Here is a 12658-nt window from a genome sequence, read left to right on the forward strand (position 1 = left end):
TCTCGGACGAGGGTTCAAGTGCGATACCGAGACGAGAGGGAGCCATGGACGTGCTCGGACGGCGGGATTCGCAGGGGCCAGTTGCGAGTGTGGGCCACTTCAGAGCACGCGACGGAAGTCGCGGCGGCGAGGTAGGACTCGACCTGAACCGCCCGCACGCGGCGCTCGTCGTGGGCAAGCGCGGGTCGGGGAAGTCCTGCACTCTCGGCGTGCTGGCCGAAGAGGTGGCACAGGCCTCGGGTATCGCGCCGGTCATCCTCGACCCGATGGGCGCGTTCTCCGGATTGGCCGAGGCTGCCGGTGAGTTCGCGGCGACGGTCGAACGGTCACCGACGATTGCACCGGAGACGCTCTCACCGCGTGCCTGGTGTGGGCTGTTCGACCTGGACCCGGCCGACGCAGTGGGGAGTCTCGTCTGGCGTGCGGCGAGAGCGAAGCCGACGCTCGACGCGATGGAGGAATTCGTGGAGACAGCAGAAGCAGGTCGGGCGACGCGCCGTGCCGCCCTCAATCACCTCGCACTCGCACGCGAGTGGGGCTGCTTCGGACCCGATGGCCTGTCGGTTGGCGCACTCTGTACAAGTGCCCTGACAGTCCTCGACTGCGCTGGCTTACCTGCCGCTCCGATGAACGCCATCGGCCGAGCAGTCGCGGACGCGCTCTATCAAGCGCGAATGCGTGGCGAAATCGACTGGTTCCCGTGGTTGCTCGTCGACGAGGCGCACGTCTTCTTCGACGGTTTAGCCGCGCCGGCGCTCCGGACGTTGCTCACCCGCGGTCGCCAACCCGGTGTCAGCCTCGTCGCCGCGACCCAGCGTCCCGGCGCGTTGCCGCCAGTGGCCCACTCGCATGCGGACCTGCTGGTCGTCCATCGAGTGACGAACGAAGCAGACCGGCGGCCGCGAGCGCCCGCCCGTCCGACGTATCTGGACGGCTCGTTCGCAGGTCGGATGCCGACGGAGCCGGGCGAGGCGCTCATCGTGGATGACGTTACCGAACGGATGCACGCGGTAAAAATCCGACCCTGGGAGACCGCCCACGGCGGAGATACCCCTTTCGTGTCTTCGCTCACCGAGTGAAAGAGAGATGGCCAGCCTCCACCGGGCAAGTTAGAGGCTGGTCGAAAGTTGTCAGAGGCACGTATCGAGTCCGGGCAAGGCTCGACCGCACCAAATTAGAATAGAGACCGCAGGGGCATATCCCCTTGGCATGAATATCCAAGTTGTTAACGTCCCGGTGGAAATTTAGTGGCGATTTTCTTACAGGACCGGATGCCAGCATAATACTGCGCGACTCTCTGACGAATCCTCTAAGAGCCTTGGCTCGCGAAAACACCCGAAATACGGTCATTCGTGTCGTGAAAGGTGGTCGGTGGGAATCCGCCGAAAAACGTGTCAGACCAGCGAGTGAACTTACAACCAATTGTTGCCGATTCCACAAGCGTGGGAACCGCTCTGCATCGACGAGGGACCAGTCAGAGGAGGTTGATTTTGTGTGAAGACGAATCTGTTCGGTCGTTTTCGGGGTGCGAGGTATAGATCGCTCTTGCTCTGAGGACGGTAGGAAACGGAAAAGTACCCGAGCCTCACTGTGCTGGGAGCACGGCGGATTTGAACACCAGTCGCAGGCAAGCTGCTCCTTTGTTCAAATCCCTCTGTGGGTGTTACACCAGAATCAGTCGTGCTCGGCGACGAGACGCCTCGCTGGACAAATTGGTTCTGTAGAAAACGCCCGAGCCGGGATTTGAACCCGGGTCACGACCGTGACAGGGTCGTATGATAGGCCACTACACCACCCGGGCGGGTGACGCAACTAACCGTTGCGGGGTGTCGGCCTTAAGGCTTACTAGGTGAGTACGAGGGTGGGAAAACCGCCCTCGTTCGTCAGCTGAGGTCCGTAGAAGTCGTTCAAGTTTCGCAGAAGCGAGGGCACCGTGGATTTGAACGACTCTCGCTCACGGTGTTCGCTCGAACGTTCAAATCCCTCTATAGTTGCGTTACAACTCACACGATTCCGAGCACACGCTACGCGGTGCTCGTCAGTTAGTTCGTTGAAAAAGCGCCCGAGCCGGGATTTGAACCCGGGTCACAACCGTGACAGGGTTGTATGATAGGCCACTACACCACCCGGGCGGGTGACGCAACTATTCGTAACGGAGTGTTGGTCTTAAGACTTACTAAATCGATGGACGACGGCGGGTGGTACCGTGTGCCCCGACCGGTTCGCGGGCGTGCCACGCGTGCGCGCTCGGAGACGAGGTTAACAACCCTTAAATGGACCGCGCCTGTACTGGCCTGTAGTATCTCGTGAGAGCCGCTTCTCCCACTGGCCAGAGGCAAACATGGTAGACGTAAGCCAACACAAACTTGTCCCAGAACACCTCGTGCTCGACGACGAGACGGTCGAGGAGGTTCTGGAAGAATACAACATCAATCGTACCGACCTTCCAAAAATCAAACGCACCGACCCCGCACTCCCGGACGAGGCGGAAGTGGGTGACGTCATCAAAATCGTGCGAAACTCCCGAACAACCGAGACGGCGGTCGTATACCGCCTCGTGGTGGAATAATGAATACGGACGATAGACGCGCAATCTCCAGACAGTACTTTTCGAGGGAACGACTCGCAGAACACCACTTCCGTTCGTTTAACGCGTTCTTGGAACGCGGCATGCAGGAGGTCGTCGAGGAAAAGGCGACCATCGAGACGGACATCGGCGACAAAGAGGGCGAAGAACCGGTGTACGTCGAACTCGGCAACGTCCGCGTTGTCACCCCGCGTGTACGCGAAGCAGACGGTAGTGAAGAGCTCCTGTACCCACAGGAAGCTCGCCTGCGCAACATCACCTACGCCGCTCCGGTGTTCATGGAGATGTCCATCATCAAGGGCGGCGAGGAAGAAGAAGAACGAGTCGTCGACCAGGCCGAGACGAAGGTCGGGCGCATGCCCATCATGGTCGGCTCGTCGAAGTGTAACCTGAACGGGTTCAACCACGACGAACTCGTCGAAATCGGTGAGGACCCGGCCGACCCCGGCGGCTACTTCATCGTCAACGGTTCAGAGCGCGTCCTCATGACGAGCGAGGACCTCGCGCCGAACAAGATTCTCGCCGAGTACGACACGAAGTACGGCGACGAAATCCAGGTGGCGAAAACGTTCAGCCAGCGCCGCGGCTACCGTGCGCTCGTGCTGTGTGAGCGAAATCGTGAGGGACTGCTCGAAGTCTCGTTCCCGTCCGTTTCCGGCAGCGTGAGTTTCGTCACGCTCGTCCGCGCGCTCGGACTGGAATCAGACGAGGAGATCGTCCACCGCGTCTCCGAGGACCCGGAAGTCGTGAAGTTCATGCTCGAGAACTTAGAGGCCGCAGAGGTCCAGACCACCGAGGAAGCCATCGAGCACCTCGGCAAGCGGGTCGCGAGCGGCCAGGGCAAGAACTACCAGTTGAAGCGGGCCAACTACGTCATCGACCGCTACCTCCTCCCCCACCTCCACGAGGACGGCGTCGACGAGGAAGAGGTCCGCATCAACAAGGCGTACTACCTCTGTCGGATGGCCGAGGCGTGTTTCGAACTCGCACTGCACCGCCGCGACTCCGACGACAAGGACCACTACGCCAACAAGCGCCTCAAGGTCAGCGGCGACCTGATGAAGGACCTGTTCCGGACGGCGCTCAACAAGCTCGCACGCGACGTGAAGTACCAGCTCGAACGTGCGAACATGCGTAACCGCAAACTCTCCGTGAACACCGTGGTTCGCTCTGACGTGCTCACCGAGCGCTTAGAACACCCAATCGCGACGGGCAACTGGGTCGGTGGCCGCTCGGGCGTCTCACAGCTCGTCGACCGCACGGACTACATGGGTGTGCTCTCTCACCTGCGCCGACTGCGCTCGCCACTTTCGCGCAGTCAGCCGCACTTCGAAGCCCGCGACCTGCACGCGACCCAGTGGGGTCGCATCTGTCCTTCGGAGACTCCTGAGGGGCCAAACTGTGGGCTCGTGAAGAACTTCGCGCAGGCGATGGAGCTATCGCAGAACATCCAGGACGAACAGGAACTCAAACGCGAACTGGCGTCGATGGGAGTCGAGGGCATCCCGGGTCTCGAAGGCGTCGAACCAATGGCGGACTAACATGAGCCAGGGAAGAGAAGCAAAAGTCTACGTAAACGGGAGTCTGGTCGGCACACACCCAGACCCGGCACAGCTTGCAAATCAGGTCCGAGAGGCCCGCCGACGCGGCGACGTGAGCGAGATGGTGAACGTCTCGGTCAAAGAGCGCACACGTGAGGTCATCATCAACGCGGACGCGGGACGTGCCCGCCGTCCGCTCCTCATCGTCGAGAACGGCGAACTGCTCGTCTCCGAGGAGGAAGTCGAGAAGGTCTCCGCGGGCGAACTCGAGTTCGACGACCTCGTCGACCGCGGCTACGTCGAGTACATCGACGCAGAGGAAGAAGAGGACATCTACGTCGCCGTCGAACCCGACGAGATTACAGAAGACCACACGCACTTGGAAATCGACCCGCAGCTCATCTTCGGTATCGGTGCGGGCATGATTCCGTACCCGGAACACAACGCCTCGCCGCGTATCACGATGGGGTCGGGGATGGTCAAACAGTCGCTGGGAATGCCAGCGGCGAACTACCGCATCCGCCCCGACACGCGCCAGCACCTCCTGCACTACCCACAGCTCTCGATGGTCAAAACGCAGACCACCGAACAGATTGGGTTCGACGACCGACCGGCGGCACAGAACTTCGTCGTCGCGGTCATGAGCTACGAGGGGTTCAACATCGAGGACGCGCTCGTCATGAACAAGAACTCCGTCGAGCGCGCGCTCGGTCGCTCGCACTTCTTCCGCACCTACGAGGGCGAAGAACGTCGCTACCCAGGTGGACAGGAAGACCGCTTCGAGATTCCGGACGACGAAGTGCGCGGCGCTCGCGGTGAAGAGGCCTACACGCACCTAGACGAAGACGGCCTCGTCAACCCCGAAACCGTCGTATCCGAAAACGACGTGCTCCTCGGCAAGACGAGTCCGCCACGCTTCCTCGAAGAACCGGACGACATGGGCGGCCTCTCGCCGCAGAAGCGCCGCGAGACGTCCGTCACCATGCGCTCCGGTGAGAACGGTGTCGTCGACACCGTCACCCTGATGGAGGGTGAAGACGGCTCGAAGCTCTCGAAGGTGAAAGTCCGCGACGAGCGGATTCCGGAACTCGGCGACAAGTTCGCGTCCCGTCACGGACAGAAGGGTGTCGTCGGCCACATGGCACCGCAGGAAGACATGCCGTTCACGGCCGAGGGCGTCGTGCCCGACCTCGTCCTGAACCCGCACGCCCTGCCGTCGCGGATGACGGTCGGTCACGTTCTCGAAATGCTCGGCGGCAAGGTCGGTTCCTTAGAGGGCCGCCGCGTCGACGGGACGGCCTTCACGGGCGAGAACGAGGAGAAGATTCGCCAGGCACTGCTCGACCAGGGGTACAACTCTGCGGGCAAAGAGGTCATGTACTCTGGCGTGTCCGGGGAGAAAATCGACGCCGAGATTTTCGTCGGCGTGATTTTCTACCAGAAACTCTACCACATGGTTTCGAACAAGATTCACGCGCGCTCTCGCGGGCCGGTGCAGGTGCTCACGCGCCAGCCGACCGAAGGGCGTGCGCGTGAAGGTGGGCTTCGTGTCGGGGAGATGGAGCGCGACGTGCTCATCGGGCACGGCGCGGCCATGGCGCTCAAAGAGCGCCTCCTCGACGAGTCCGACCGGGAGTTCATCTACGTCTGTGGACACTGTGGCATGAGCGCGGTCGAGAACGTAGACCAGCACCGCGTCTACTGTCCGAACTGTGGCGAGGAGACGGACATCCACCGTATCGAGATGAGCTACGCGTTCAAGCTCCTGCTTGACGAGATGAAGGCGCTCGGCATCGCACCACGCCTCGAACTGGAGGACGCAGTATGAGTTCCAATAGCACACCCAAAGAGATTGGCTCCATCAGCTTCGGGCTGATGAGTCCCGAGGAGTACCGTGAGATGAGCGCGACCAAAATCATCACCGCAGACACCTACGACGACGACGGGTTCCCCATCGACATGGGCCTCATGGACCCGCGTCTCGGAGTCATCGACCCCGGCCTGCAGTGTAAGACCTGCGGGAAGCACTCCGGGTCGTGTAACGGCCACTTCGGCCACATCGAACTCGCCGCGCCCGTCATCCACGTCGGCTTTACGAAGCTCATCCGGCGGCTCCTTCGTGGCACCTGTCGCAACTGCTCGCGGCTCTGCCTCACCGAGGAAGAGCGCGACGAGTTCCGCGACCAGCAGACGGTCGCTCGCGAACTCGGCAACGACCTGAACGACGTCACGAAGGCCGCCATCCGACAGGCCCGCAAGGCGGACACCTGTCCGTTCTGTGGCGAGACGCAGTACGACATCCAGCACGAGAAGCCGACCACGTACTACGAGGTCCAGGACGTGCTGGCGTCCGACTACGCAGAGCAAATCGCCGCGGCGATGCAGCCAAACGAGGAAGAAGACTGGGCTGGCCTCTCGCCACAGGAACTCGCAGACAAGACGGAAATCGACCTCCAGCGTATCAACGAAATCCTCTCCGGAGAGTTCCGTCCGGTCGAGATGGACCGTCGCGCCCTCGAAAAGGCGCTCAAAATCGACCTGACGGTCGAAGACATGAACAAGCTGATGCCCTCGGACATTCGCGACTGGTTCGAGGACATCCCGGACGAGGACCTGGAAGTGCTCGGCATCGACTCCGAGCGCTCGCGCCCCGAGTGGATGATTCTCACCGTGCTGCCGGTTCCGCCGGTCACCGCACGCCCATCCATCACCCTTGACAACGGCCAGCGCAGTGAGGACGACCTCACGCACAAACTCGTGGACATCATCCGCATCAACCAGCGGTTCATGGAGAACCGCGAGGCGGGTGCCCCACAGCTGATTATCGAGGACCTTTGGGAACTGCTCCAGTACCACGTCACGACGTTCATGGACAACGAGATTTCGGGGACGCCGCCGGCCCGCCACCGTTCGGGTCGCCCGCTCAAGACGCTCAGTCAGCGTCTTAAAGGCAAGGAAGGGCGCTTCCGTGGTTCGCTGTCCGGGAAGCGTGTCAACTTCTCTGCGCGGACGGTCATCAGCCCGGACCCGACGCTCTCGCTCAACGAGGTCGGGGTCCCTGACCGCGTCGCAAAGGAGATGACACAGACGATGAACGTCACCGAGCGCACCTTAGAGGAGGCCCGGACCTACGTTCGAAACGGCCCGGACGGCCACCCCGGTGCGAACTACGTGCGCCGCCCGGACGGCCGCCGCCTGAAGGTCACGCACAAGAACTGTGAGGAACTCGCAGAGAAGGTGGAGATTGGCTGGGAGGTCAACCGCCACCTCATCGACGGCGACATCGTCATCTTCAACCGCCAGCCGTCGCTGCACCGGATGTCCATCATGGCCCACGAAGTGGTCGTGATGCCGTACAAGACGTTCCGCCTGAACACGGTTGTCTGTCCGCCGTACAACGCCGACTTCGACGGCGACGAGATGAACATGCACGCGCTGCAAAACGAGGAGGCGCGTGCCGAAGCGCGCGTCCTCATGCGTGTCCAGGAGCAAATTCTCTCGCCACGCTTCGGTGAGAACATCATCGGCGCGATTCAGGACCACATCAGTGGGACGTACCTGCTCACCCACGAGAACCCACAGTTCAACGAGACGCAGGCACTCGACCTGCTGCGCGCGACGCGCGTAGACGAACTCCCAGAACCGGACGGCAAGGACGAAGATGGGATGGCTTACTGGACGGGCCGCACCATCTTCTCCGAACTGCTGCCGGGCGACCTGAGCCTCGAGTTCACGTCCTCGGCGGGCGACACCGTCATCATCGAGAACGGCCAGTTGCTCGAAGGCACCATCGACGAGGACGCGGTCGGCGCGTTCGGTGGAAAGGTCGTAGACACCATCATGAAGCTGTACGGCGCGACCCGCGCTCGCATCTTCATCAACGAGATTTCCTCGCTCGCGATGCGTGCCATCATGCACTTCGGGTTCTCGCTCGGTATCGACGACGAGTCCATCGAGTCCGAGGCCGAAGAGCAAATCGACGAGGCAATCGACAACGCCTACGAGCGCGTCCAGGAACTCATCGAGACCTACGAGAACGGCGACCTGGAGTCCCTGCCGGGACGCACCGTCGACGAGACTCTCGAGATGAAAATCATGCAGACGCTCGGGAAGGCCCGCGACTCTGCTGGTGACATCGCAGAGGAGCACTTCGCCGACGACAACCCGGCGGTCATCATGGCCGAATCCGGGGCGCGTGGCTCGCTGCTCAACCTGACGCAGATGGCCGCGTGTGTCGGCCAGCAGGCAGTGCGCGGCGAGCGCATCAACCGTGGCTACGAGGACCGCACCCTGAGTCACTACCAGAAGGACGACCTTTCGGCGGACGCCCACGGCTTCGTCGAGAGTTCCTACCGGAAAGGACTCTCCCCGCGTGAGTTCTTCTTCCACGCGATGGGTGGCCGCGAGGGGCTCGTGGACACGGCAGTCCGCACCTCCAAGTCCGGCTACCTCCAGCGTCGGCTCATCAACGCCCTCTCCGAGCTCGAAACGCAGTACGACGGCACTGTACGCGACACGAGCGACACCATCGTTCAGTTCGAATTCGGTGAGGACGGTACGAGTCCGGTGAAAGTCTCCTCGTTCCAGGACCACGACATCGACGTCAATCAGATCGCAGACCGCGTGCTGAACGCGGAGTTCGAGTCCGAACGACGGAAAGAAGAGTACCTCGGCCTCAAACGGCCGCCAACGAACCTCTCGGAGTACGCTGACGTGCGTGAAAGCGAGTACGCCGCGGAGGGGGTCGAATCCGATGACTGAACAAGAATACGACGTACCCGAGGCAATCGCAGAACAGGTCGAAGCGACCGAGCTTCCGCGACGCCTCAAGACGAAACTCTACCAGACGTTAGAAGAGCGAAACGTCACCGACGAGCAGGCAGAAGAAATCGTCATGGCGGTCGAGAACCGCTATCTCGAGACCCGCGTCGACCCACTCGACCCCGTTGGCACCGTGAGTGCCCAGTCGATTGGTGAGCCGGGGACGCAGATGACGATGAACACGTTCCACTACGCGGGTGTGGCAGAAATCGACGTCACGCAGGGGCTTCCACGACTCATCGAGCTGGTGGACGCCCGCAAGACGCCGGACACCCCGATGATGACCATCTATCTGGAAGACGAGTACGCCACGGACAAGGAACTCGCCCACGAGGTCGTCTGGAACGTCGAATCGACGCGCATCCTCGCGCTCGGTGACATCAGCACGAACGTCGCCGACATGCTCGTCCAGGTGAACCTGAACCAGGAGACGCTGGACGAACGTGGCCTGACTGCAGAAGACATCGCGGGCACCATCGAGGACAAACTCGGCGTGAAGACGGTCCAGAACGGCACGTCCATCGAGTTCGGGCCGGAGAAGCCGAGCTACCGCGACCTGCTCCAGCTCGTCGAGGAACTGCGCGAAATCGTGTTCAAGGGCATCGAAGACGTTCGTCGCGTCGTCATCCGCAAGGAGAACTTAGAAGACGAAGACCAGTACGTCCTCTACACCGAAGGGTCTGCCTTCGGCGAGGTCCTCACCATCGAAGGTGTGGACGCCTCGCGGACGACGTGTAACAACATCCACGAGATTCACCACACCCTCGGCATCGAGGCCGCCCGCGAGGCCATCATCGAGGAGACGATGAACACCCTCGAAGAGCAGGGGCTTGGCGACGTGAACATCCGTCACATGATGCTCGTGGCGGACATCATGACCAACCGCGGCGAAATCGAGTCCATCGGTCGCCACGGTATCTCCGGCAGCAAGGAGTCCGTGCTCGCCCGTGCGGCATTCGAGGTCACGGTCAACCACCTGCTCGACGCTGCCATCCACGGCGAAGTCGACGACTTAGACGGCGTCACGGAGAACGTCATCGTCGGGAAGCCAATCCGCCTTGGCACCGGTGACGTCGACCTCAAGATGGGGTCGATAAACCGGAGCGCGGAGCAGGCAGACTGATGAAAGTCACCCTCTCTGACACCGCTCGCCAGTTCATCGCCCTCTTCGAGGACGTGACGGGGGCGACCGCTCGCGACTGCGTGGTCGACGAGGAGAACGACCGTGTCATCATCCTCGTCGGCGCGGGCGAGATGGGCCGGGCCATCGGACCCGGCGGCAAGCACGTCAGAGAGGTCGAAGCCAAACTCGGCCGCGACATCGAACTCGTCGAAAATGCGGATACGCCAGAGGCGTTCGTCGCGAACGCACTCGCGCCGGCAGCGGTCTATCACGTCACCATCAGCCACAACAACGACACCGTGGCCTACGTCGAGGTCGACCAGGACGACGCCGGCGTGGCGATTGGGAGAGAGGGACGCAACATCGCGGCGGCGCGGGTGTTAGCGAAGCGCCACCACGACATCGACGACATTCAGTTAACCTGACTCGCACGCGCGAGACAGGACACTTGCGGCGCTCAATTTTCGCGGTGAGAACGAAGAGAAGTGGAGTTTACCGGTTGAGTGCCTGGCGAGCGAGCGAGAGGCCGCCGATAATGACGATGGACGCGGCGAGCAGGAACGCGAGGCTCCACGACATGCCGACGACGATACCGGTAAAGGAGTTGGGTGCGCCGAAGGTATCGACGACGAGCCCGAAGACGAATAGGCCGAGGACGATGGCGATGAGTTTCAGCAGGAAGGCATACCGGAACAGTTTCTCTAAGAAACTCACGTCTGAGGAGGGACTCGTACCCGTTGGCGTTGACATAGGCAAATGTAGACGCGAAAACCGTAATAATCTTTTTCTCTTGATGACGGTGCACACGGTGCGTTGGGACGGACGGAGCCTGACGCGCCGTGCGTGCTCGCCCGGAGCGTGATACCACGCGTCACGTTTCGTCGTCGTGGCCCCGTCTACGGGTGCGAAAAGGGAGGCTTAAGTAGCTCCGTCAGGTACGAAAGCGTACTATGGCGAACGGCAAGTACGCCGCGCGGAAGCTCAAAAAGGACCGTCAGTCACACCGATGGTCCGACTCTGAGTACGCGCGACGCGCCCGGGGGCTCGGCGTCAAGTCTGACCCTCTCGAGGGCGCACCGCAGGCCCGAGGTATCGTCCTGGAGAAAGTGGGCATCGAGGCAAAACAGCCCAACTCTGCAATCCGAAAATGTGTCCGTGTTCAACTCATCAAGAACGGGAAGCAAGTCACCGCCTTCTGTCCTGGTGACGGCGCAATCTCGTTCATCGACGAACACGACGAAGTCACCATCGCTGGCATCGGCGGCGCGAAGGGTCGCGCAATGGGTGACCTTTCGGGTGTCAACTACAAGGTCGAGAAGGTCAATGGCGTGTCCATGATCGAGCTCGTCCGTGGCAACAAGGAGAAGCCGGTTCGATGAGCGAAGAGGAAGCACCAGAGCCAGAGCAGCCAGCGGGCAGCGACGAGCAAGAGACCGCTGCTGAGCTGTTTGGCAAGTGGGACGTCTCGGAAATCGAATACACGGACCCAAGCACCAAACGCTACATCACCGTGACGCCCATCGCCCACACGATGGGTCGCCACGCAAACAAGCAGTTCCAGAAGAGCGAAATCAGCATCGTCGAGCGCCTCATCAACCGTCTGATGCAGACCGATGAGAACACGGGCAAAAAGCAGCAGGCGAGTTCCATCGTCGCAGACGCGTTCGACATCATCGCAGAGCGCACCGACGAGAACCCGGTCCAGATTCTCGTCCGCGCCGTCGAGAACTCCGCGCCCCGTGAAGAGACCGTCCGTCTCAAGTACGGTGGCATCTCGGTCCCACAGGCCGTCGACGTCGCACCACAGCGTCGCGTCGACCAGGCGCTCAAGTTCATCGCACAGGGCGCATACAGCGGCTCGTTCAAGAAGCCGACCAGTGCCGCAGAGGCACTCGCGTCCCAGCTGCTTGGTGCCGCAGACTACGACGTCCAGACGTACGCTATCGGGCAGAAAGAAGAGAAAGAGCGCGTCGCCGCCGCCGCTCGGTAACCGTTCCCTTCTCTCCGTTTTCACCGACCGCCGAGCGACAGCCTCGTCCCCGGTATAAACACCCGTTTGTTCCCGCCAGCAGGCTTTTTTATGTTTGCAGAAATCGGTAGAAGAATGGCGGAGACTGACACACTCGTCCCACACGACCCCGTTGACGTTCCGGAGGTAGACTATTCGACGAAGGTGCTCGCTGGCGCTGCGACGGTTGGCATTCTGGTGAACCTGAACGCGCTCATCATCCCAATTCTGGGAATAATTGGCGGTGGCGTGCTCGCTGGGTTTATCGCGGCGTACGCGGCAGGCGGCACCTATCGCGGCGTCGCCCACGGCCTCATCGCGGGGGCACTGACGGGGTTCGCGGGCGGCCTCGTGGTTGTCCTGACCGGGAGCCTCATCGGATTGTACAGCGAACCACCGTCCTTGCTGTTGAACTTCGTCGGACCGGTGAGCCCGTGGTACGACCACATGGGCGGCGCGGGGAACCTCCTTATCGTGACGACAATTACGATACTCATCACGGTCGATGCCCTCCTTGGAAGCCTGTTCGGCAGCGGGGCACGTCGGGCGGTCGACCAGGTTATCGACCGCTGAGAACG

General features: G+C 61.6%; 11 protein-coding genes and 2 tRNA genes. 10 read left to right on the plus strand and 3 right to left on the minus strand.

Annotated features, from left to right (window positions below):
• Positions 1-44 precede the first annotated feature (44 nt).
• Positions 45-1079, plus strand: a complete 1035-nt coding sequence (locus tag P1M51_RS12720; RefSeq protein WP_276245547.1) for an ATP-binding protein — start codon at positions 45-47, stop codon at positions 1077-1079.
• A gap of 649 nt (positions 1080-1728) precedes the next feature.
• Here the strand turns inward: P1M51_RS12720 and P1M51_RS12725 are convergent.
• Positions 1729-1801: transfer RNA gene (locus P1M51_RS12725), tRNA-Asp, on the minus strand.
• Between the two features lie 258 nt (positions 1802-2059).
• Positions 2060-2132, minus strand: a tRNA-Asp gene (locus P1M51_RS12730).
• Between the two features lie 209 nt (positions 2133-2341).
• Here P1M51_RS12730 and P1M51_RS12735 point away from each other — a divergent pair.
• Genes P1M51_RS12735 through P1M51_RS12760 form a run of 6 tightly spaced genes read left to right on the plus strand, consistent with a single transcriptional unit; the run spans position 2342 to position 10497 of the window.
• A complete protein-coding gene (locus tag P1M51_RS12735; protein ID WP_276245548.1) occupies positions 2342-2569 on the plus strand; it encodes a DNA-directed RNA polymerase subunit H in 228 nt (75 codons plus the stop codon).
• Positions 2569-4128 (plus strand): DNA-directed RNA polymerase subunit B'', encoded by a 1560-nt coding sequence (locus tag P1M51_RS12740; protein WP_276245549.1) that lies wholly within the window; start codon positions 2569-2571, stop codon positions 4126-4128. Before P1M51_RS12735 ends, P1M51_RS12740 begins: the two co-directional genes overlap by 1 nt.
• A gap of 1 nt (position 4129) precedes the next feature.
• Positions 4130-5956, plus strand: coding sequence for a DNA-directed RNA polymerase subunit B (rpoB, locus tag P1M51_RS12745; protein ID WP_276245550.1), 1827 nt, complete (start codon positions 4130-4132; stop codon positions 5954-5956).
• On the plus strand, positions 5953-8889 hold the full coding sequence (locus tag P1M51_RS12750) for a DNA-directed RNA polymerase subunit A' (protein ID WP_276274566.1): 2937 nt from the start codon (positions 5953-5955) through the stop codon (positions 8887-8889). Before rpoB ends, P1M51_RS12750 begins: the two co-directional genes overlap by 4 nt.
• On the plus strand, positions 8882-10072 hold the full coding sequence (rpoA2, locus tag P1M51_RS12755) for a DNA-directed RNA polymerase subunit A'' (RefSeq protein ID WP_276245552.1): 1191 nt from the start codon (positions 8882-8884) through the stop codon (positions 10070-10072). The genes P1M51_RS12750 and rpoA2 overlap by 8 nt, the downstream gene beginning before the upstream one ends.
• Positions 10072-10497, plus strand: a complete 426-nt coding sequence (locus tag P1M51_RS12760) for a NusA-like transcription termination signal-binding factor (RefSeq protein ID WP_276245553.1) — start codon at positions 10072-10074, stop codon at positions 10495-10497. The genes rpoA2 and P1M51_RS12760 overlap by 1 nt, the downstream gene beginning before the upstream one ends.
• 67 nt (positions 10498-10564) lie before the next feature.
• Here P1M51_RS12760 and P1M51_RS12765 read toward each other — a convergent pair whose 3' ends face one another.
• The gene (locus P1M51_RS12765) at positions 10565-10822 is read right to left on the minus strand and encodes a hypothetical protein (protein ID WP_276245554.1); all 258 of its coding nucleotides are present in this window, start codon (positions 10820-10822) and stop codon (positions 10565-10567) included.
• 200 nt (positions 10823-11022) lie between these two features.
• On the opposite strand from P1M51_RS12765, the gene P1M51_RS12770 reads away from it, so the two are divergent.
• From P1M51_RS12770 to P1M51_RS12780, 3 genes are all read left to right on the plus strand, one after another.
• Positions 11023-11451 (plus strand): 30S ribosomal protein S12, encoded by a 429-nt coding sequence (locus tag P1M51_RS12770; protein WP_276245555.1) that lies wholly within the window; start codon positions 11023-11025, stop codon positions 11449-11451.
• The gene (locus tag P1M51_RS12775; protein ID WP_276245556.1) at positions 11448-12062 is read left to right on the plus strand and encodes a 30S ribosomal protein S7; all 615 of its coding nucleotides are present in this window, start codon (positions 11448-11450) and stop codon (positions 12060-12062) included. Before P1M51_RS12770 ends, P1M51_RS12775 begins: the two co-directional genes overlap by 4 nt.
• A 114-nt stretch (positions 12063-12176) precedes the next feature.
• Complete coding sequence (locus P1M51_RS12780) at positions 12177-12653, plus strand: hypothetical protein (RefSeq protein WP_276274567.1); 477 nt, start codon at positions 12177-12179, stop codon at positions 12651-12653.
• Positions 12654-12658: the final 5 nt, after the last annotated feature.

This window comes from Haladaptatus sp. QDMS2 (genome assembly GCF_029338295.1).
GTDB lineage: Archaea > Halobacteriota > Halobacteria > Halobacteriales > Halococcaceae > QDMS2.

What these genes read in the sequence shown, in the direction of transcription:
- P1M51_RS12720 (WP_276245547.1), top strand. Translation starts at nt 45, where the DNA reads ATGGACGTGCTCGGACGGCGGGATTCGCAGGGGCCAGTTGCGAGTGTG.
- P1M51_RS12735 (WP_276245548.1), top strand. Translation starts at nt 2,342, where the DNA reads ATGGTAGACGTAAGCCAACACAAACTTGTCCCAGAACACCTCGTGCTC.
- P1M51_RS12740 (WP_276245549.1), top strand. Translation starts at nt 2,569, where the DNA reads ATGAATACGGACGATAGACGCGCAATCTCCAGACAGTACTTTTCGAGG.
- rpoB (WP_276245550.1), top strand. Translation starts at nt 4,130, where the DNA reads ATGAGCCAGGGAAGAGAAGCAAAAGTCTACGTAAACGGGAGTCTGGTC.
- P1M51_RS12750 (WP_276274566.1), top strand. Translation starts at nt 5,953, where the DNA reads ATGAGTTCCAATAGCACACCCAAAGAGATTGGCTCCATCAGCTTCGGG.
- rpoA2 (WP_276245552.1), top strand. Translation starts at nt 8,882, where the DNA reads ATGACTGAACAAGAATACGACGTACCCGAGGCAATCGCAGAACAGGTC.
- P1M51_RS12760 (WP_276245553.1), top strand. Translation starts at nt 10,072, where the DNA reads ATGAAAGTCACCCTCTCTGACACCGCTCGCCAGTTCATCGCCCTCTTC.
- P1M51_RS12765 (WP_276245554.1), bottom strand. Translation starts at nt 10,822, where the DNA reads ATGTCAACGCCAACGGGTACGAGTCCCTCCTCAGACGTGAGTTTCTTA.
- P1M51_RS12770 (WP_276245555.1), top strand. Translation starts at nt 11,023, where the DNA reads ATGGCGAACGGCAAGTACGCCGCGCGGAAGCTCAAAAAGGACCGTCAG.
- P1M51_RS12775 (WP_276245556.1), top strand. Translation starts at nt 11,448, where the DNA reads ATGAGCGAAGAGGAAGCACCAGAGCCAGAGCAGCCAGCGGGCAGCGAC.
- P1M51_RS12780 (WP_276274567.1), top strand. Translation starts at nt 12,177, where the DNA reads ATGGCGGAGACTGACACACTCGTCCCACACGACCCCGTTGACGTTCCG.